This is a genomic window from Pseudomonas sp. B2021 (assembly GCF_018135665.1).
Taxonomy (GTDB): domain Bacteria; phylum Pseudomonadota; class Gammaproteobacteria; order Pseudomonadales; family Pseudomonadaceae; genus Aquipseudomonas; species Aquipseudomonas lactis.
Window position 1 is genome coordinate 5,846,384 of sequence record NZ_SMOF01000001.1, and the last position, 18,940, is coordinate 5,865,323.

General features: G+C 61.0%; 21 protein-coding genes and 1 other RNA gene. 12 read left to right on the forward strand and 10 right to left on the reverse strand.

From position 1 onward, the window contains the following. Positions 1 to 36: 36 nt before the first annotated feature. On the forward strand, positions 37 to 1,404 hold the full coding sequence (locus tag E1K68_RS26490) for a CYTH domain-containing protein (RefSeq protein ID WP_169855658.1): 1,368 nt from the start codon (positions 37 to 39) through the stop codon (positions 1,402 to 1,404). Positions 1,405 to 1,515: 111 nt separating this feature from the next. On the opposite strand, the gene E1K68_RS26495 is transcribed toward E1K68_RS26490, so the two are convergent. After that, positions 1,516 to 1,986, reverse strand: coding sequence for an Lrp/AsnC family transcriptional regulator (locus E1K68_RS26495; protein WP_212614839.1), 471 nt, complete (start codon positions 1,984 to 1,986; stop codon positions 1,516 to 1,518). Between the two features lie 127 nt (positions 1,987 to 2,113). On the opposite strand from E1K68_RS26495, the gene E1K68_RS26500 reads away from it, so the two are divergent. The 6 genes from E1K68_RS26500 (at position 2,114) to E1K68_RS26525 (ending at position 7,371) form a co-directional block, all read left to right on the forward strand. Beyond that, positions 2,114 to 2,452, forward strand: coding sequence for a hypothetical protein (locus E1K68_RS26500; protein WP_094773949.1), 339 nt, complete (start codon positions 2,114 to 2,116; stop codon positions 2,450 to 2,452). Positions 2,453 to 2,533: 81 nt separating this feature from the next. After that, entirely contained in the window at positions 2,534 to 4,228 is a 1,695-nt protein-coding gene (locus E1K68_RS26505) for a GspE/PulE family protein (protein ID WP_212614840.1), read from the forward strand. Between the two features lie 76 nt (positions 4,229 to 4,304). Then, positions 4,305 to 5,225 carry an SPFH domain-containing protein gene (locus tag E1K68_RS26510; protein ID WP_003195285.1) on the forward strand — a complete coding sequence of 307 codons (921 nt, stop codon included), beginning with the start codon at positions 4,305 to 4,307 and terminating at the stop codon, positions 5,223 to 5,225. Positions 5,226 to 5,235: 10 nt separating this feature from the next. Continuing rightward, positions 5,236 to 5,682, forward strand: a complete 447-nt coding sequence (locus E1K68_RS26515; protein ID WP_003195289.1) for an NfeD family protein — start codon at positions 5,236 to 5,238, stop codon at positions 5,680 to 5,682. A 68-nt stretch (positions 5,683 to 5,750) separates the two neighbouring features. Then, positions 5,751 to 6,065, forward strand: a complete 315-nt coding sequence (locus tag E1K68_RS26520) for a DUF2388 domain-containing protein (RefSeq protein WP_003176799.1) — start codon at positions 5,751 to 5,753, stop codon at positions 6,063 to 6,065. A 163-nt stretch (positions 6,066 to 6,228) separates the two neighbouring features. Continuing rightward, positions 6,229 to 7,371 carry a DegT/DnrJ/EryC1/StrS aminotransferase family protein gene (locus E1K68_RS26525; protein ID WP_212614841.1) on the forward strand — a complete coding sequence of 381 codons (1,143 nt, stop codon included), beginning with the start codon at positions 6,229 to 6,231 and terminating at the stop codon, positions 7,369 to 7,371. A gap of 130 nt (positions 7,372 to 7,501) precedes the next feature. Here E1K68_RS26525 and gcvH read toward each other — a convergent pair whose 3' ends face one another. From gcvH to E1K68_RS26565, 8 genes are all read right to left on the reverse strand, one after another. Beyond that, positions 7,502 to 7,885, reverse strand: coding sequence for a glycine cleavage system protein GcvH (gene gcvH, locus E1K68_RS26530; RefSeq protein ID WP_003195293.1), 384 nt, complete (start codon positions 7,883 to 7,885; stop codon positions 7,502 to 7,504). A gap of 52 nt (positions 7,886 to 7,937) precedes the next feature. Then, the gene (gene gcvT / locus E1K68_RS26535; RefSeq protein WP_212614842.1) at positions 7,938 to 9,020 is read right to left on the reverse strand and encodes a glycine cleavage system aminomethyltransferase GcvT; all 1,083 of its coding nucleotides are present in this window, start codon (positions 9,018 to 9,020) and stop codon (positions 7,938 to 7,940) included. A 156-nt stretch (positions 9,021 to 9,176) separates the two neighbouring features. Further along, positions 9,177 to 10,793 carry an iron ABC transporter permease gene (locus E1K68_RS26540; protein WP_003195296.1) on the reverse strand — a complete coding sequence of 539 codons (1,617 nt, stop codon included), beginning with the start codon at positions 10,791 to 10,793 and terminating at the stop codon, positions 9,177 to 9,179. 150 nt (positions 10,794 to 10,943) lie between these two features. Next, complete coding sequence (locus E1K68_RS26545) at positions 10,944 to 11,948, reverse strand: extracellular solute-binding protein (RefSeq protein ID WP_014720404.1); 1,005 nt, start codon at positions 11,946 to 11,948, stop codon at positions 10,944 to 10,946. Between the two features lie 162 nt (positions 11,949 to 12,110). Next, positions 12,111 to 13,328, reverse strand: coding sequence for a 2-octaprenyl-3-methyl-6-methoxy-1,4-benzoquinol hydroxylase (locus tag E1K68_RS26550; RefSeq protein WP_164692219.1), 1,218 nt, complete (start codon positions 13,326 to 13,328; stop codon positions 12,111 to 12,113). Between the two features lie 60 nt (positions 13,329 to 13,388). After that, positions 13,389 to 14,576 (reverse strand): 2-octaprenyl-6-methoxyphenyl hydroxylase, encoded by a 1,188-nt coding sequence (gene ubiH / locus E1K68_RS26555; protein WP_212614843.1) that lies wholly within the window; start codon positions 14,574 to 14,576, stop codon positions 13,389 to 13,391. After that, the gene (gene pepP, locus E1K68_RS26560) at positions 14,573 to 15,895 is read right to left on the reverse strand and encodes a Xaa-Pro aminopeptidase (RefSeq protein WP_003195303.1); all 1,323 of its coding nucleotides are present in this window, start codon (positions 15,893 to 15,895) and stop codon (positions 14,573 to 14,575) included. Before pepP ends, ubiH begins: the two co-directional genes overlap by 4 nt. A gap of 20 nt (positions 15,896 to 15,915) precedes the next feature. Further along, positions 15,916 to 16,473, reverse strand: coding sequence for a YecA family protein (locus E1K68_RS26565; RefSeq protein WP_003195306.1), 558 nt, complete (start codon positions 16,471 to 16,473; stop codon positions 15,916 to 15,918). A gap of 138 nt (positions 16,474 to 16,611) precedes the next feature. Here E1K68_RS26565 and E1K68_RS26570 point away from each other — a divergent pair, with 138 nt between their 5' ends. The 4 genes from E1K68_RS26570 (at position 16,612) to E1K68_RS26585 (ending at position 18,031) form a co-directional block, all read left to right on the forward strand. Beyond that, a complete protein-coding gene (locus tag E1K68_RS26570) occupies positions 16,612 to 16,821 on the forward strand; it encodes a TIGR02449 family protein (protein WP_003177365.1) in 210 nt (69 codons plus the stop codon). Continuing rightward, entirely contained in the window at positions 16,818 to 17,135 is a 318-nt protein-coding gene (locus tag E1K68_RS26575; RefSeq protein ID WP_003195308.1) for a cell division protein ZapA, read from the forward strand. The genes E1K68_RS26570 and E1K68_RS26575 overlap by 4 nt, the downstream gene beginning before the upstream one ends. Positions 17,136 to 17,165: 30 nt before the next feature. Next, positions 17,166 to 17,344, forward strand: a non-coding RNA gene (gene ssrS / locus E1K68_RS26580) — 6S RNA. A gap of 57 nt (positions 17,345 to 17,401) precedes the next feature. Next, positions 17,402 to 18,031: a 5-formyltetrahydrofolate cyclo-ligase gene (locus E1K68_RS26585; RefSeq protein ID WP_003195311.1), complete on the forward strand. Its 630-nt coding sequence runs from the start codon at positions 17,402 to 17,404 to the stop codon at positions 18,029 to 18,031. Positions 18,032 to 18,043: 12 nt separating this feature from the next. Here E1K68_RS26585 and E1K68_RS26590 read toward each other — a convergent pair whose 3' ends face one another. Next, positions 18,044 to 18,193, reverse strand: coding sequence for a hypothetical protein (locus tag E1K68_RS26590; protein WP_010207387.1), 150 nt, complete (start codon positions 18,191 to 18,193; stop codon positions 18,044 to 18,046). A 195-nt stretch (positions 18,194 to 18,388) separates the two neighbouring features. Between E1K68_RS26590 and E1K68_RS26595 the strand changes: the two genes are divergently transcribed. Beyond that, positions 18,389 to 18,838 (forward strand): EVE domain-containing protein, encoded by a 450-nt coding sequence (locus tag E1K68_RS26595; RefSeq protein WP_003195315.1) that lies wholly within the window; start codon positions 18,389 to 18,391, stop codon positions 18,836 to 18,838. The last annotated feature ends 102 nt before the right edge of the window (positions 18,839 to 18,940 follow it).

The following is an 18,940-nucleotide window of genomic DNA, read 5'->3' on the forward strand; positions in this document are numbered from 1 at the left end:
TCCCCGGCTGCGCTCCCGATCCTGGATTTTCCGGCCATGCAGAAAGAAACCGAAATCAAGCTACGCGTCAGCCGCGAAACACTCGTTGCGCTGCGTGAGCACCCGTTACTGAAAAAACGCAACAAAAGTGGCTGGGAACGCCGTGAGTTGATGAACCAGTACTTCGACACCCCCGAGCGTGACCTGGCCCAGGCCAAGGTTGCCCTGCGCCTGCGCAAGGATGGTGACGACATCATCCAGACCCTCAAGACCCGCGGCCAAAGCGTCGCCGGCTTGTCGGAACGCAACGAATACAACTGGGACCTGCCCAAAGCCAAGCTCGACGTGAAGAAACTCGATGGCGAGTGCTGGCCCGAGCAACTGGCCGAGCTGGACAAAAAGACCCTCAAGCCGATCTTCACCACCGACTTCGTGCGTGAACGCGCCGAGATCGCTTGGGGCCGTGGCAAGGCCAAGGTGGTGATCGAAGCCGCCCTGGACCTGGGCCACGTGGTGGTCGGCAAGCAGAAAGAAGAAATCTGCGAACTGGAGCTGGAATTGCGCGAAGGCGAACCGGCTGCCCTGCTGGAATTGGCTGCCGAGCTGGCCGCGACCCTGGCCCTGATGCCGTGCGACATCAGCAAGGCCGAACGCGGCTACCGCCTGTATGACGCCAGTAGCTATTCCCTGAGCTTGCCGGCGCCACAGATCCACGCCGAAATGCCATTGGACGACGCCTTCGCCGCGATCCTGTGGTACCTGCTGGGCAGCAGCCAGCGCCTGGCCGAGCAATACCGCTTCAATGGCCACTGGCGCCTGCTGCAAGACTGGGTCGAGAACCTCGGTGAATTGCGCGCCCTGATCGGCAGCCTCGGCCAGGCCGCGCCGCGCCAATCCACCAGCGAACTGCGCAGCGCCCTGGATGCGTTGCTGGAAGACTGGCGCCCGCTGGTCCAGGCCGGTGACGACGATGAAGACATCCGCAAAGCCGCGCCAGAGCAGTTCATCGAAGAGCTGCAAGACGTGCGGTGGGGCCTGTTCTCACTCAACCTCTCGCGCTGGTTGTTGGCTCGCACCTGGACAGCCGAACGTAACGTGCGTGGCAACCGCCAGGGCGCTGCGCAAATCACCAACTGGCTGCCACGCCTGCTGGCCGACGACGCCGTCGCCCTGCAACTGCAGCGCTACCAGCAACAGCCGGAAGACCTGGCCGAGCAACTGCCGCGCATCGAACGCATCCAGGCCTGGCTGCACCATGCGCGCCAGGTGGTGGACATTCCTGAACTGGACCGCTTGTACGGCGAGCTGAACAAGCTGGCACACCTGGCCAACCAGCCGATTACCGATGAATCGCTGGATGCGCGTATGCACCAGGCGATTGCGGTGTATCAGAACCGTGCCTGGAAGACCCTTCTGCGCCTGTAATACCGCTATCGCCGGGTGCATACGCGCATCCAGCGAGTCATCGGTTATCGGCTGGTTGGTAAGAGACAGTTTCCTGTGGGAGCGGGCTTGCCCGCGATGAGGCCCTCCCTGTCAGCGCAATACTGGCAGGCTGGTGGTGGACTTGATTTCCGACAGCGCCACAATCGAGTTGACCTCCTGGATGCCCGGCACCATCGACAACTTCTCGAAGAAGAACCGCTCGTACGCCTCGATATCCGAGGTGACGATACGCAGCAGAAAATCCACCGCTCCCATCAGCACGTAGCACTCCAACACTTCCGGAAAACCGCGAATCGCCTCGGTGAACTCAGTGAAATTGGAGCGACCGTGGGCGTTGAGTTTGACCTCGGCGAAAATCTGCGTGTTGAGCCCGATTTTCTTGCGGTCCAGCAGGGTGACCTGGCCGCGGATCACGCCCTCTTCCTTGAGCCGCTGAATGCGCCGCCAGCATGGCGACTGAGACAGGCCGACCTGCTCGCCAATCTGTGCGCTGGAGAGCGAGGCGTCCTCTTGCAGCAAGGCCAGGATGCGGCGGTCGTAGGCGTCCAACTCACTGTGCATAAACGTACCCGTTAATAGGCTGATCTTGAATTGATTGAGTCGATTTATCGCCAAACAGGCTCATCTTAGATAAGAAATCTCCCGAGGCGAATGTAAAAATTCCTCCAGTCGAATTTGGAGAGTCAGCATGCACGCCGTCGAAACCGCCTACCCTGCCACCCGCGTCGATGCGTGGGCGGCCAATAGCAGCCACTGCCGGGCGCACTATCACATCGTCGCCGAGGCCGAACCGGACGTGCTGTGCCGGGTGCTCAACTACTTCGCGCTGCAATTGCTCACGCCCACCCAGGTCAGCGCGAACCGGGAAGCCGACCTACTGAGCATCGATATCGTGATGACCGGCCTGAGCTGGCACCGCGCCCAGGTGATCGGTGAAAAGATTCGAAACCTGGTCAGCGTCTGCACCCTGGAGCTGTGGTCGGCTGATTCCGAGCGGCCCCAAGCGTTGGCGGCGATGGCGCAGTAAAAACCTGCAATACACGCGCAGGCAGGATCTTCAGCGGCTCGCTAGCCTGGGATTACACCCAAGCCGCCCAGGAAAACCTGCATGCCCGTCGCCGCTCACGATCACCCCTTGGAACTGCAGCAATTGTTGCCGGCGTTGGTCGAGCAAGGGCTGATCACGGCGCAGGCGGCGCAAAAGGTGGTGCCAGCGCCCGCCAGCCAGCACCCCCTGGAATGCATCGCAGCCCAGGGCCCTTGCCTGGAGACCTTGACCCAATGGCTGGCCCGGCAGGTCGGCCAGCCTTACCTGCACATCGACCCGTTGAAGATCGATGTGGCAGCCGTGGTGCCCTTGATGTCCCACGCCTTTGCCCAGCGCCACGGCATTCTTGCAGTCGCCGTGGATGCCCGCAGCGTAACGGTCGCCAGTGCCCAACCCCATATCACCGCCTGGGAAGCCGGGCTGTCCCAGGTGCTCAAACGCACGATCAAGCGCGTGGTTGCCAACCCCCAGGATATCCAACGCTGTATCAACGAATTTTACCGCTTGGCCAAGTCCGTCAGCGGCGCGGATCAAAAGATGACGGCGCCTGGCAATGTCGACTTGCTCAGCCTCGGCGCCAGTGACAAGGAGCCGGATGCCAACGACGCGCATATCGTCAACATTGTCGACTGGCTGCTGCAATACGCCTTTGGCCAACGAGCCAGCGATATCCATATCGAGCCCTGCCGCGACCAGGGTCGGATGCGCTTTCGCATTGATGGGCTGCTGCATGACGTCTATCAATTTCCCCCGCAGGTCACCATGGCCGTGGTCAGCCGCCTGAAAAGCCTGGGGCGAATGAACGTGGCCGAAAAACGCAAACCCCAGGATGGCCGCGTCAAAACCAGGAACCCTGCGGGTGTCGAAGTGGAATTGCGGCTTTCCACACTGCCCACGGCATTCGGCGAAAAACTGGTGATGCGAATTTTTGACCCTCAGGTGCTGCTCAAGGATTTTGACCAGTTGGGTTTGTCCAACGCCGACCAGCAACGCTGGCACGCCATGACGCGACGCACCCACGGCATCATCCTCGTCACCGGCCCGACCGGTTCAGGCAAGACCAGCACCCTCTACACCACCCTCAGGCAACTGGCGACCCGCGAGGTCAACCTGTGCACGGTGGAAGACCCGATTGAAATGATCGAGCCCGCCTTCAACCAGATGCAAGTCCAGCACAACATCGACCTCACGTTCGCCAGCGGCATCCGCGCCCTGCTGCGCCAGGACCCGGACATCATCATGATCGGCGAAATCCGCGACCAGGAAACCGCAGAGATGGCTATCCAGGCCGCGCTGACGGGGCACTTGGTGCTCTCTACCCTACATACCAACGATGCGCCCAGCGCCATCAGCCGCCTGCAGGAACTGGGCATTGCTCACTATTTGATCAAAGCCACGCTCATAGGCGTGATGGCGCAGCGCTTGGTGCGGGTTCTGTGCAGCCACTGCAAGCGCCCCGTGGGCCAGGAGGACGCTGGCGGCTTTGATGCTGTCGGCTGTGCGCAATGCCGTGACAGCGGTTATCGAGGCCGGGCCGGGCTGTATGAAATCATGCTCATGGACCCAGCCCTCCAGGCGCTGGTCACCCCGGGTGCGGACGTACAAGCCCTGCGCCGTGGGGCACTGGCGCAGGGCATGAGCAGCCTGCGCATGGCCGGCATCGAGAAAGTGAAAGCCGGCCTGACCACGATGACGGAGGTGTTGCGGGTCACGCCAGGGGATTCAGAAACAAATCCTTTGTTTGTTGGGCCATGAAACCGTCTTTATCCGTGACCAGACCGTTACAATCGGCCTAATGTCGTTCACTGACACCTCCAGATAGGGAATCGCTATGCAGATCGGAACCGTACTGCTTCTTTTCGTGGGCTTGGCCATCGCCATCCTGTTCATGGGGTTCAAAGTGGTGCCCCAGGGCTACCAATGGACCGTCGAGCGTTTCGGCCGCTACACCAACACCCTCAAGCCTGGCCTGAATATCATCATCCCGGTGATGGACCGTATCGGCCGCAAGATCAACGTGATGGAAAGCGTGCTGGATATCCCGCCTCAAGAAGTCATCACCGCCGACAATGCCACCGTGCAGATCGATGCCGTGTGCTTCTTCCAGGTGGTCAACACCGCCCAGGCCGCCTATGAGGTCAACAACCTCGAACATGCTATCCGCAACCTGCTGCAGACCAATATCCGCACCGTACTCGGCTCCATGGAGCTGGACGCCATGCTGAGCCAGCGTGACGGCATCAACGAAAAACTCCTGCGCACCGTGGATGAAGCTACCGCGCCGTGGGGCATCAAGATCACCCGTATCGAGATCAAGGACATCAGCCCGCCCGCCGACCTGATGGCCGCCATGTCCGGCCAAATGAAAGCCGAGCGGATCAAGCGTGCACAGATCCTCGAAGCCGAGGGCCTGCGGGCGTCGGCGATCCTGACAGCGGAAGGCAAGAAGCAGGCGCAGATCCTTGAAGCCGAAGGTAGCCGTCAGGCCGCGTTCCTGGAGTCCGAGGCGCGCGAGCGCCAGGCCGAAGCCGAAGCGCGGGCGACACAAGTGGTGTCCGAAGCCATTGCGTCGGGAAATGTGCAGGCGGTGAACTACTTCGTCGCGCAAAAATACATCGACGCCCTGGGCAAGCTGGCGTCGGCCAACAACAGCAAGGTCATCCTGATGCCGCTGGAAGCCAGCCAGGTGATTGGCGCCGTGGGCGGTATCGGCGAAATCGTCAAGGCAACCTTCGGCAACCAGAAAGGCTGAGGCCAACACCATGTGGGACTTTTTGCTGCATTTGTCGTTCTGGGACTGGTTAGCACTGGGCACCGTGCTGTTGATTCTCGAGGTGTTCGGTGCCGGAGGCTACCTGCTCTGGATGGGCATCGCCGCCGCAGCCGTGGGCGTGATCAAGTTCCTGTTCCCACCGCTGGGGCTGGAATGGCAACTGCTGCTGTTTGCGGTGTTGTCTATACTGACCGCCGTGTACTGGTGGAAACGCCAACGCAGCAGTGCCAAGGCCAGCGATCAACCGGGGTTGAATGAGCGCGGTTCAGAGTTGGTCGGGCGCACTTTCGTGGTGCATCAAGCCATTGTGGATGGTCGCGGCAAGGTCAAAGTCGGCGATGGCGTATGGATGGTCACCGGTGTCGACGCCCCCGTGGGCGCTCAAGTCCGCGTGGTTGGCCAGGATGGGGTGATTTTGAAGGTTGAAACTGTTTAGTCAGTGATGGAACTGGATCGGCTTAACTACAATCAAAACGTACAGATAACCCACCGGAGTCACCCATCATGCGTCTCAAATATGCTGTCGCAACCCTCGCTGTGCTTTCCCTACCTGTCGGCTCAGCCATGGCCGATAGCTTCTGGCGTAATGTCATCTCGTCGGGCGCCACCACTGGCTCGACTTACCTGACGTTCAAGGACCACAAGCTGGTGGTCGCCGCCCAAGACGACGCCGGCAGCTTCGTCGCCAGCGACGGCGGCATTCGCGGCCCGTACCTGGAAGCGGCCATGCAGAAGGTCCGCGCCGATAACCCTGGCCTTCAAGCCACCGATATGGAACTGGCTAACGCCATCCTGGCGAAGAATGCTGTAACCGAGTAACAACTGCCCTCATAAAAAATGCCGCTTTCTCAAGCGGCATTTTTTTGCCTGCTGCATGACGAATCGTTCATGGATGACAGGCTATATTCAGTCTCAGCATGCAACCATGCCCTACTGACACGTCTATTTTAATTGCCTACCTGAAACGGATGCCTTCTTCGTCATGAGCCAACAGCCCTTCCTGCCGTTTTCCAAACCGACCATTGATGAAGCCACCATCTCGGCGGTCGGCGATGTTCTGCGTTCCGGCTGGATCACCAGCGGGCCGAAGGTGCAGGCGTTCGAAGCACAGTTGTCGGAGTATTTTGGCGGACGTCCGGTGCGCACCTTCAACTCGGGCACCTGCACCATGGAGATCGCCTTGCGCATCGCCGGGATCGGGCCTGGAGATGAAGTTATCACCACGCCAATCTCCTGGGTTGCCACGGCCAACGTGATTCTCGAAGTCGGCGCCACTCCCGTCTTCGCCGACATCGACCCGGTGACGCGCAATATCGATCTGGCTCAGGTAGAAGCCGCGATTACCCCGCGCACCAAGGCGATCATCCCCGTCTACCTGGCCGGCTTGCCCCTGGATATGCCGATGCTCTATGCGCTGGCCAACAAGTACAACCTGCGCATTGTCGAAGATGCTGCCCAGGCCCTGGGTTCCAGCTGGGATGGAGAACGCATCGGCGCAACCGGCGACTTCGTGTCCTTCAGCTTCCAGGCGAACAAGAACATCACGTCGTCCGAAGGCGGCTGCCTGGTGTTGAACAATGCCGAGGAGGCCCGTCTGGCAGAGAAGTACCGCCTGCAAGGCGTCACCCGCAGCGGCTTCGATGGCCTGGATGTGGATGTGCTGGGTGGCAAGTTCAACATGACCGACATTGCCGCCGCCATCGGCCTGGGGCAATTTGCGCACATCGAGAAGATCACCGCCCATCGTCAGAACCTGGCACGGCACTACTTCAAATGCTTTGGCAGCGATTTCGAAGCCCAGTACGGCGCGCAACTGCCGCCGGCCGACTTCGAAAACAGCAACTGGCACCTGTTCCAACTGGTGTTGCCGGAGCGCCAGGATGGCCTGCCGGCCCGTGCGACGTTCATGGAGCAGATGCAGACCCACGGCGTGGGTATCGGCTATCACTACCCGCCAATCCACCTGCTGAGCCTGTATCGGGCACAGGGTTTCAAGGAAGGCATGTTCCCGGTGGCCGAACGTGTTGGGCGTTTGATCGTGTCGTTGCCGATGTTCACGGCGATGACAGAGGCGGATGTGGAGCGGGCTGTAGCGGCGGTTAAAGCTGTATTGAAAAGAGACTGATCACAACAAGTCAACTGTGGGAGCTGGCTTGCCTGCGATGCTGGCACCTCGGTGTATCGGTGATACCCGGGTGATCCAATCGCAGGCAAGCCAGCTCCCACATTGATTTGTGTCGTTGTAACTATTGCAATTATTCGCCGATGGCGGCTTTGTAGCCGGCGGCATCCAACAGCTTGTCCAGCTCGGCCTTGTCGCTTGGCTTGAGCTTGAAGATCCAGGCGCCGTACGGGTCGGAGTTCAACAGCTCAGGACTGCCACTCAACTCTTCGTTGACAGCAATCACTTCGCCGGCAACCGGCGAGTAGATATCCGAGGCTGCTTTCACCGACTCAACCACACCCGCCTGGCCTTGCGCTTCAAAATTGGCACCCACCTCTGCCAACTCAACAAACACCACATCACCCAAAGCTTCCTGTGCATGGTCGGAAATCCCGACGGTCACGGTGCCGTCAGCTTCCAGACGGGCCCATTCGTGACTTTCGGCAAAACGCAGGTCGGCAGGGATATTGCTCATAGTCTGTGTCCTCAAGATGAAATGTCAGCGGCCTTCGGCCTGCCGGAATTGGTTAGATCAAGGTTTTGCCATGGCGCACGAAGGTCGGCTTGACCACTCGAACCGGATACCACTTGCCGCGGATTTCCACTTCGGCCCGGTCGGCAGTCGCCGTCGGCACACGCGCCAGCGCAATGGATTTGCTTAGCGTAGGCGAGAAACTACCACTGGTGATCTCTCCTTCGCCAACATTGGCGATACGAACCACCTGATGAGCGCGCAGCACACCCCGTTCTTCGAGGACGAGCCCCACCAGTTTGAACTGCACGCCGGCTGCCTTTTCTGCTTCCAGCGCGGCGCGGCCAATGAAGTTACGCTCGACAGGTTCCCAGGCGATGCTCCAGGCCATGTTGGCCGCCAGGGGTGAGACGGCCTGGTGAATATCCTGGCCATACAGGTTCATGCCGGCCTCCAGGCGCAAGGTGTCGCGCGCACCGAGGCCGATGGGGGAAATGCCAGCGCCTACCAAGTCGTTGAAAAAGCCCGGTGCCTGATCGGCCGGCAGCACGATTTCGAGGCCGTCTTCGCCGGTATAGCCGGTGCGGGCGATATACCAGTCGCCGTCGGCCCGGCCTTCGAACGGTTTGAGCTGATGGATCAGGATGCCACGGGACTGGGTCACCAGTTCGGCGATTTTCTGCCGGGCGTGGGGGCCTTGGATGGCGAGCATGGCCAACTCGGAGCGCTCATGCAGTTGCACTGAGTAGCTGTCCAGTTGCGCCTGCATCCAGGCCATGTCCTGGTCACGCGTGGCGGCGTTGACCACCAAGCGGTAACCGGTTTCGGTGCGGTAGACGATCATGTCATCCACCACCCCGCCCTGCTCGTTGAGCATGGCGCTGTACAACGCTCGGCCACAGCCGTGCAGTCGGTCGACATCATTGGCCAGTAGGTACTGGAGCCATTCCTTGGCCTGGGGGCCGGTGACATCGATCACGGTCATATGAGATACATCGAAGACCCCGCAGTCGCGTCGCACCTGATGGTGTTCTTCAACTTGCGAGCCGTAATGCAAAGGCATATCCCAACCGCCAAAATCGACCATTTTCGCGCCGAGGGCGAGATGCAGGTCATACAGAGGCGTACGCTGTCCCATGGGTTTCTCCTTCCGGGCTTGGCGAAGGCGCGCAGAGCTGCCACTTGCGCCGAACACCTTGTATTACAAGGCCCGCAGCCACATACAGCAGGTCGATCCGAAAGACGGAGCGCACCGAATGCCGCGCATTGTAGCCTCAAGCCGTAGGACTGGCACCTAACCGATTTGCCGAGCCGAGCGACGAATCAGCCCGATGACCGGCAACAAGCCGACCAGCACCAGGGTCAGCGCCGGCAAAGACGCCCGCGCCCATTCGCCTTCACTGGTCATTTCAAAGATGCGGACCGCCAGGGTGTCCCAGCCAAACGGGCGCATCAGCAAGGTGGCCGGCATTTCCTTGAGCACATCCACAAACACCAGCAGCGCTGCGCTCAACGTGCCCGGCAGCAATAACGGCAGATACACTTTGCAAAACAGTCGTGGGCCGCTCACCCCAAGGCTGCGTGCCGCTTCAGGCAATGACGGACGGATTCGCGCCAGGCTGTTTTCCAGCGGCCCGTAGGCCACCGCCAGAAACCGCACCAGATACGCCAGCACCAGTGCCGACAGGCTGCCCAGCAGCAAAGGCTTGCCCGCCCCGCCCAGCCATCCGGAGAGCGGCACCACCAGCTCGCGGTCCAAGTAGCTGAACGCCAACATGATCGACACCGCCAGCACCGAGCCCGGCAAGGCATAGCCGACATTGGCCAGGCTGATACCGGAGCGAATCGCACGGGTCGGCGCCAGACGGTTGGCAAACGCCAGTATCAACGCCACGCTGACCGTGATCAGGGCTGCGATCCCGCCCAGGTAGAGGGTATGGATGATCAGCCCGGTGTAACGCTCATCGAGGTCGAAGCGGCCACGCTGCCAGAACCACGTCACCAGTTGCAGCATCGGAATCACGAATGCACAGGCGAAAACCAGACCGCACCAGGCGCTGGCCGCCACGGCCTTGAATCCGCGCAAGTGGTACAACGCCTTGCCCCGCGGGCGCTCATTGCTCGGTCGGCTGGCCCCGCGCGCACGTCGCTCGCCATACAGCACCAACATCACTACCAGCAGCAACAGGCTGGCCAGCTGCGCGGCGCTGGACAGGCTGAAAAAGCCGTACCAGGTTTTATAGATAGCGGTGGTGAAGGTGTCGAAATTGAACACCGAGACCGCGCCAAAATCCGCGAGTGTCTCCATCAGCGCCAGGGCTACACCGGCACCAATCGCTGGGCGCGCCATGGGTAATGCCACGCGCCAGAACGCTTGCCATGGCGATTGCCCCAGCACCCGCGCCGCTTCCATCAAGCCTTTGCCCTGGGCCAGGAACGCGCTACGCGCCAGCAGGTAGACATAGGGATAGAACACCAGCACCAGCACGATGACCACGCCGCTGGTGGACCGTACCCGTGGCAAACGCAGACCCGTGCCGAACCACTCGCGCAGCAGGGTTTGCACCGGGCCGGCAAAATCCAGCAGGCCCACAAACACGAAGGCCAGCACATAGGCAGGGATTGCAAAGGGCAACATCAGTGCCCAGTCGAGCCAGCGCCGCCCGGGGAACTCGCACAGGCTGGTCAGCCAGGCCAAGCTGACTCCCAGCAGCGTCACGCCCAGGCCGACACCGAGCACCAGGGTCAAGGTGTTGCCCAGCAAGCGGGGCATCTGAGTGTCCCAGAGGTGCGACCAGATCTGTGGGTCAATGCTTTGCCAGGACAGCAGCAGCACGCTCAGCGGCAACAGCACCAGGGCGGCGACGCTGAAAACCGGCAGGTACCAGCGACGTTGGGCGGGGTGGGCCAAGGAAAAGCTCTCAGAAAAATAAAAATGTTGAAGCGGCCACTAACCAATGTGGGAGCTGGCTTGCCTGCGATACAAGCACCTCGGTGTATCAGTGATACCGAAGTGATGCAATCGCGGGCAAGCCAGCTCCCACAGTTGAGCGGCGCAGCTTCAGTTCCAGCCAGCGCGATCCATCAGGCGGATCGCTTCGGCCTGGCGCTTGCCCGCCACTTCCACTGGCAAGGTATCGGCCACGAACTTGCCCCAGGTCGCCACTTCCGCCGATGGCGGTACCGCCGGGTTGGCCGGGAATTCCTGGTTGACGTCGGCGAAGATCTTCTGTGCCTCAGGCGTAGTCATCCACTCCACCAGCGCCTTGGCCGCTTCCGGGTGCGGCGCGTGCTGGGTCAGGCCGATGCCGGAGAGGTTCACATGCACGCCGCGGTCGCCCTGGTTCGGCCAGAACAACTTCACCGCCAGGTCTGGCTTCTGCTTGTGCAGGCGACCGTAGTAATAGGTGTTGACGATACCCACGTCGCATTGCCCGGCGTTGATGGCCTCCAGTACGGCGATGTCATCAGAGAACACGTCGGTGGACAGGTTATTCACCCAACCCTTGATGATTTCTTCGGTCTTGGCCGCGCCATGGGTTTCGATCAACGTGGCGGTCAGCGACTGGTTATAGACTTTTTTCGCCGTGCGCAGGCACAGGCGGCCTTCCCACTGCTTGTCGGCCAGGGCTTCGTAGGTGGTCAGATCGCCCGGTTTTACCCGGTCGGTGGAATAGGCGATCGTGCGCGCACGCAGGCTCAAACCGGTCCAGGCGTGGGCCGATGAGCGATATTGCAGAGGAATGTTCTTGTCGATGACAGGAGAGGTGAACGGTTGCAGGATGCCCATCTGCTCGGCCTGCCAGAGGTTGCCGGCGTCAACGGTCAGCAACAGGTCGGCGGTGGCGTTCTCGCCCTCGGCCTTGATGCGCTGCATCAACGGGGCTTCCTTGTCGGTGATGAACTTGACCTGTACGCCGGTCTTTTTGGTGTAGGCGTCGAACACGGGCTTGATCAGTTCGTCGATACGCGAGGAGTAGACCACGACTTCGTCGGCCGCCTGCACGGTGGTGCTGCCGATCAGGGTGAGTGCCAGGGCAGTCAGGAGGCGCTTGGGTGCCAACATGGGTGCGGTCTCTCATTTGCAAATGGAGGGCAAATGATAAGGACTCACATTTGGTAACGCTTGGTGGAGGCGTTACCAGATGTTGCACAGCCAGAATATGCGCTGGAGCTGACGGCCTCATCGCGGGCAAGCCCGGCTCCCACAGAGGGTTGTATTGTCAGGTCAGGGTTTGGCGAGTTCGGGGAGATCGCCTGTCAATCCCAGTGCTTGGCGCACAAACACGGCTTTGGCTTCGGGCATCTGGTCAACGATTTTCAAACCCGCGTTGCGCAACCAGCGCAGCGGCAGTTGATCGGCCTGGAACAAGCGTTCGAAGCCTTCCATCGCCGCCATCAGCGCCAGGTTGTGGGGCATACGACGTCGCTCGTAACGGCTCAGCACTTTCACATTGGCCAGGCGCTCGCCGCGCTCGGTCGCGGCCAGCAGCACTTCGGCCAGCACGGCCGCATCGAGGAAGCCCAGGTTCACGCCCTGCCCTGCCAACGGGTGGATGACGTGGGCGGCGTCGCCGATCAACGCCAGGCCTTCGGCCACATAACGTTTGGCATGGCGCTGGCGCAACGGTACGCACACACGCGGGTCGGCACTGATCACAGTGCCCAAGCGCCCCTCGAAGGCACGTTCCAGTTCGCGGCAGAAGCGTTCATCATCCAGCGCCATCAAGCGCTCGGATTCAGCGGGCGTGGTCGACCAGACAATCGAACACCAGTCTTCCTGCCCATCGCGCACCAGCGGCAGGAACGCCAGCGGGCCGGTGTCGGTGAAGCGTTGCCACGCGGTGCGCTGGTGCGGCTGGCTGCTGCGCACGCTGGTGACGATGGCGTTATGCAGGTAATCCCATTCGCGGGTAGGTGTACCGGTCAGGCGGCGCACGGCGGAGTTGGCACCGTCGGCGGCTACCACCAGGGGTGCGCGCAGCTTGCGGCCGTCGGCCAGGGTCAGCAACCAGTCATCGCCAGAGCGGCGCATCTGTTCCAGGCGTGCGTTGGCCAGCAGGCCGAGGTCGCAGTCATGCAGGCGATCAAGCAAGGCATCCTGCACCACGCGGTTTTCGACGATATGCCCAAGCACCTCGGCATGCACACTGGCCGCCGAGAAATGGATCTGCCCGGTACCGCTACCGTCCCATACCTGCATTTCGCCGTAGGGGCTGGCACGACGCTCTACGATGCCGTCCCACACGCCCAGGCGCTCAAGAATGCGCTGGCTGGCCGCCGACAACGCGCTCACCCGCGGTTCAAACGCCGCAGCCGGCTCAAACGGCTTGACGCTCAACGGGCTGCCGTCGAGCAGCAGCACCTGCAGGCCACTGCCCTGCAACGCCAGCGCCAGGGCGCTTCCGACCATTCCAGCCCCGACAATCAGCACATCTGCGCGCATGTCCATATTCAAGCCTTGTCTCGTGTGCGGCACAGGCCGCAAGTAAAGGTGTGGTCCGCTTCAAACATTGGAACGAGTGCCCAGGCCCATGGCCTGACGGGCGAACCAGCGTTTGGCCGGGGGCAACAGGTCGAGGCCGAGCAAGCCCATATTGCGGCCCAGCGCCACCAATGGCTGAGCACTGCCAAACAGCCGCGTGACCTGGTCGGAGAAGCCTACGGTGAGTTGCTGGTCCAGGCGCTGGCGCTCGCGATAGCCTTGCAACGTCGCCAGGTCACCCGGCACGTCCGGCCCGGCCAACAGGGCTTCGGCCAAGGCACTGGCATCGCGCAGGGACAGGTTGAACCCCTGCCCGGCAATCGGGTGCAGGCTGTGGGCGGCATTGCCGAGAACGGCCAGGTGCGAGCGCACTTGCTCTTCGGCTTCCACCAGGGTCAACGGGTACAGGTGACGGGCACCCACTTGTTTGAGAGTGCCCAGGCGATATCCGAACACACTCTGCAACTCGCTCAGGAAGCTACGCTCGTCAAGGCTGGCCAGGCGCTGAGCGTCCATGCCGATGCGGGTCCAGACCAGCGCGCAACGGTTGTCCGGCAGCGGCAGCAAGGCCATGGGGCCTTCATCGGTAAAGCGCTCGAACGCCTCGCCATTATGAGCTTCGCTCGGGGTGATGTTGGCGATCAGGGCGCTCTGGTTGTAGGGCCGGGTTTTCACGCCAATGCCCAGTTGCTCACGCAAGCCGGAACGGCCGCCATCGGCCAGTACCGCCAGGTCGCATTCCAGCACGGTTTCATCGTTGAGGGTCAGGCGATAGCCATCGGGCAGCGGCTCCATACGCGTGACTTCCGCCGGGCAGCGCCAGCTCACCACGTCCTTGTCCAAGCCTTGCCACAGGCATTGGCCGAGCCAGGCGTTTTCCACCACATAACCCAGGGCCGGCACGCCCTCCTCCATCGCGGACAAACGCGCGGTGGAGAAGCGCCCACGGTCCGATACATGGATCTGCTTGATCGGCTCCGCACGTCGGGAAATGGCCTGCCACAGGCCCAGACGCTGGTAAATCTGACGTGCGCCAAACGACAGCGCGGAAGAGCGCGCATCGTAGCTCGGCTGGTAGCTGTCACCCGGTGCAAAGGGTTCGATCAGCACGATCTTCCAACCCCGCGCCTTGGCCCCGGCTTGCAATGCCAGGGCCAGGCTGGCGCCCACCAGGCCGCCGCCGATAATCGCCAGGTTGACCCGGCTCATCGCGCAGCCGCCATCAACGCTTCGATCTCGGCAACGGTCTTGGGCACGCCGCCGGTCAGGATTTCACAGCCTTGCTTGGTCACTACCACGTCGTCCTCGATGCGCACGCCAATGCCACGCCATTTTTTTGCCACGTTCTGGTTGTCCGGGGAAATATAGATACCCGGCTCCACGGTCAAGGCCATGCCCACTTCCAGCACGCGCCATTCACCGCCCACTTTGTACTCGCCCACATCATGCACATCCATGCCCAGCCAGTGGCCGGCACGGTGCATGTAAAAGGCGCGGTAGGCTTCGCTGGCGATCAGTTCGTCAACGTCACCTTGTAACAACCCCAACTTCACCAGGCCGGCGGTGATGACCTGCACGGTCGCCTCATGGGCCTGGTTCCAATGTTTGTTCGGCGCGATCTGCTTGAAGGCGGCTTCCTGGGAGGCCAGCACTATCTCGTAGATCGCCTTCTGCTCGGGCGAGAACTTGCCATTGACCGGCCAGGTACGGGTGATGTCGCTGGCGTAGCAATCGATCTCGCACCCAGCATCGATCAGCACCAGGTCGCCGTCTTTGAGCACCGCGTCATTCTGCTGGTAATGCAGGATGCAGCTGTTGCGCCCAGCGGCGACGATGGAGCCATAGGCCGGCATTTTCGCACCGCCTTTGCGAAACTCGTAATCCAGCTCGGCTTCCAGGCTGAACTCATGCAGGCCGGCACGGCTGGCCTGCATCGCCCGTACATGGGCTGCACAGGATATTCGCGCCGCCTCGCGCATCACCCTCACTTCTGCCGCCGATTTATACAGGCGCATATCGTGAAGCAAATGATCCAGGGCAACGAATTCGTTCGGCGGCTGGGCGCCCAGGTGCGCTTTGGAACGGATCACGTTGATCCACTCCATCACATGCCGGTCGAACTCGGCATTGCTGCCCATGGCCGAGTACACGCGGTCGCGACCTTCGATCAGGCCGGGCAGGATGTCGTCGATATCGGTAATGGGGAATGCGTCGTCAGCGCCAAAGTCGCGAATCGCGCCCTCGGTGCCGGCACGCAGGCCGTCCCACAATTCGCGCTCGGCATTGCGCTCGCGGCAGAACAGCACGTACTCGCCGTGCTGGCGACCGGGCATCAGCACGATCACCGCTTCGGGCTCGGGGAAACCGCTCAGGTATTGGAAATCGCTGTCCTGGCGGTAAACATGCTCGACATCACGGTTGCGGATGGCCACGGCGGCGGCCGGCAGGATCGCGATGCTGTTGGGTTCCATCTGCGCCATGAGCGCCTTGCGGCGCCGGGTGTATTCCGCTTTGGGGATATGGATCATGGGCAGATGGGCTTCCTTTCTCAGTGCAGCGACGGCTTGGGCGCGGCGGGCTCAGCGGACTTGCGGGTCTCGGTGAACAGCAGCAGCGGCGCGACGCGCAGGTATTCCATGACTTCCATGTAGTCGCCTTCGCCGTCTTCGGATTCTTCCAGGGCGTCTTGCACCTGGGAGATGGCCGCCAGATCCTGCAGCACTTCCTTGGCGTCGGTGCTCAGCTCCAGGCCGCCGGCATTCACGCCGAAACCGTGGAGGAAACCCTGGCACCATTGGCCCAGCGCGGCAGCGCGATCAGCCAGCGGGGCGTCGTCGGTGGGCAGCAGCAGGACCACGGTGACGTCATCACCGGTCAGCTCGCCCTTGACCATTTCTTGCAGGCCGATCAGCGCGTTACGCACATTGTCGGTGGGTTCGATTTCCAGCAGCTCGGCCACATCGGCCAGCCAGTTGTCGGCATCAAAGCCGACACCGGTGCAACTGCGGCCCAACAGCACGCCGTGCAGTTCAGCAGGCGAGCATGGATGGCCGCTGGTGCTCAGCAGTTTGGAAAAAGCATCGTACGGGGAGTTCTGAATGGGCATGGTGAGCTAGGCGCCAGACGGCGCAATGTCTAGAATGGAGCGCTGTATCCTAGCACCGGCAGACGCACCAAGACTATCGAGGGCGTCAGATCGTTTATCCTGCAGTTGCCATTCATCAGACAAATCCAGTGGAACCCAATGGAAGACACCGACCTGCAAGCGCTGATGGCCAGACTCGAACTGCTAATTGATCGGGTCGAGCAACTTAAGAGTCAAAACGGACTCCTATTAGCTCAGGAAAAGACCTGGCGCGAGGAACGCGCTCACCTCATTGAAAAAAACGAAATCGCCCGGCGTAAGGTCGAATCGATGATTTCGCGCCTGAAGGCCCTGGAGCAAGACTCATGAGTTCAAGCAATAGCGTTACCGTGCAGATCCTCGACAAAGAATATTCGATCATCTGCCCCCAGGAAGAACGCAGCAACCTGGTGAGCGCTGCCCGCTACCTGGACGGCAAGATGCGCGAAATCCGCAGCAGCGGCAAAGTGATCGGCGCCGACCGCATCGCCGTAATGGCCGCGCTGAATATTACCCACGACCTGCTGCACAAGCAGGACCGCCCTGACGTGCAGGCCAGCGGCTCGACGCGCGAGCAGGTGCGTGACCTGCTCGATCGCGTGGATCTGGTGCTTTCCACCGATTCAGACACACCCAAGGGCTGATTGCCGAGCAGGTTTAAGGTATACTCGCCCCACTCCCTGGCGTGTTTGCCAGTCGGCGATGTCCCTGAGCCGATTCGCACTACCCTGGAAGTTGCACGTTGGGCTGGTGTGCATGTCCGCTAGACGGAAAGCCTTAAAGCCTACTGCTTCTTCCACCTTGAACTTTCGGGTTCAAGGGCTAAGTCGACAGCGGCTCTGTCGGGGAGCCTGAATTCCCAAACTCAATGCCAGTCTCCGGACTGGCATTGTTTTATGAGCCCAAAACCATGACCGAACCTGCGCCGCTATCTCGTCCGCACCTTCGACGCATGTTGCGCAAGGCCCGCCGCGCCCTCACGCCAAGCGAGCAGCGCCAGGCCGCTCACGGTCTTTACCGGCAACTGGCACAGCACCCGCTGTTTCGCCGGGCCAAACATATCTCTTTATATCTGCCCACGGACGGTGAAATCGATCCGCGCCTGCTGCTGCGTGCAGCCCAGCGCCGCGGCAAAGCCACTTACCTGCCGGTGCTCAGCGCCTGGCCGCGCACCAAGATGGTGTTCCAGCGCGTACGCCCTGGGGATAAGTTGCTGCCCAACCGCTTTCGCATCCTTGAGCCACGGGTCAATGCCCGCCGCCAACGCCAGGTCTGGGCGCTGGATTTGGTGCTGTTGCCGCTGGTGGGGTTCGATGATGTGGGTGGGCGCCTGGGCATGGGCGGCGGGTTCTACGACCGCAGCCTGGCCTATCTTGCCCGCCGCCAGAGCTGGCGCAAGCCTACGCTGCTGGGGCTGGCCCACGAATGTCAGAAAGTCGAACGCCTGGCGCAGGCAAGCTGGGATGTGCCGTTGGTGGGAACGGTGACTGATAAGCAGTGGTATGTCGCACAAACGCCGCTGGAAACGGCGGCGCCTTAGTGAATGCTTGAGTTAACGCTTGAACGGTTGTGGCTGCTGCTGAGCCAGTTCAACCGGTGCATCGGTCTTGTTCGACCACAGGCTTTGGGCATAACCGGTAGTCACAACGCCCAGACCAAACAAAATAACCAAAATCCATAGTAAATCCGGCTTACGTTGCATCGATTGCCCCCCTTTCAGGCACCTCGTACACGATGACAACAACGTTCCAAAGTAGTCCGTTGCAGCTGCGTCAAGCTTAAAAGCGCGCATTCTGCGGTAACGTGAACCAACACGCAAACCTTGACGCCAACCGACTGTCGGTTTGTCACGGGATTGCCCGACAACTTACCCAACGCCTTTTTCAGGAGCCCAAAAATGGCCTACTGGCTGATGAAATCCGAGCCCGACGAACTCTCCATCAACGGTCTGGAAAAGCTCGGCGACGCGCGCTGGGACGGGGTTCGCAATTATCAGGCACGCAACTTTTTGCGCGCCATGACCGTGGGGGACGAGTTTTTCTTCTATCACTCCAGTTGCCCGGAGCCAGGGATTGCCGGCATCGGCAAAATCATCCGGGCCGCCTACCCGGACCCCACTGCACTGGAACCAGAAAGCCACTATTTCGACGCCAAGGCTACAACGGAGAAAAACCCGTGGAGCGCAATCGACGTCGCGCACGTGCAAACCTTTCCCAAGGTGCTGGGCCTGGGCTACCTGAAACAGCAGCCCGCGCTGGCCGAGATGCCTTTGGTGCAAAAAGGCAGCCGGCTTTCGGTCATGGCCGTTACGCCCGACCAGTGGGCGACGATCATCAGTATTCTTTAGCTGAGCGACATCAAGTGCTGACGTCCATCGGAGAGAAATAATTATAACAAGACATTAGAAATTTAAAAAAGAATATAAAAAACTGTTACTTATGACAGTAGA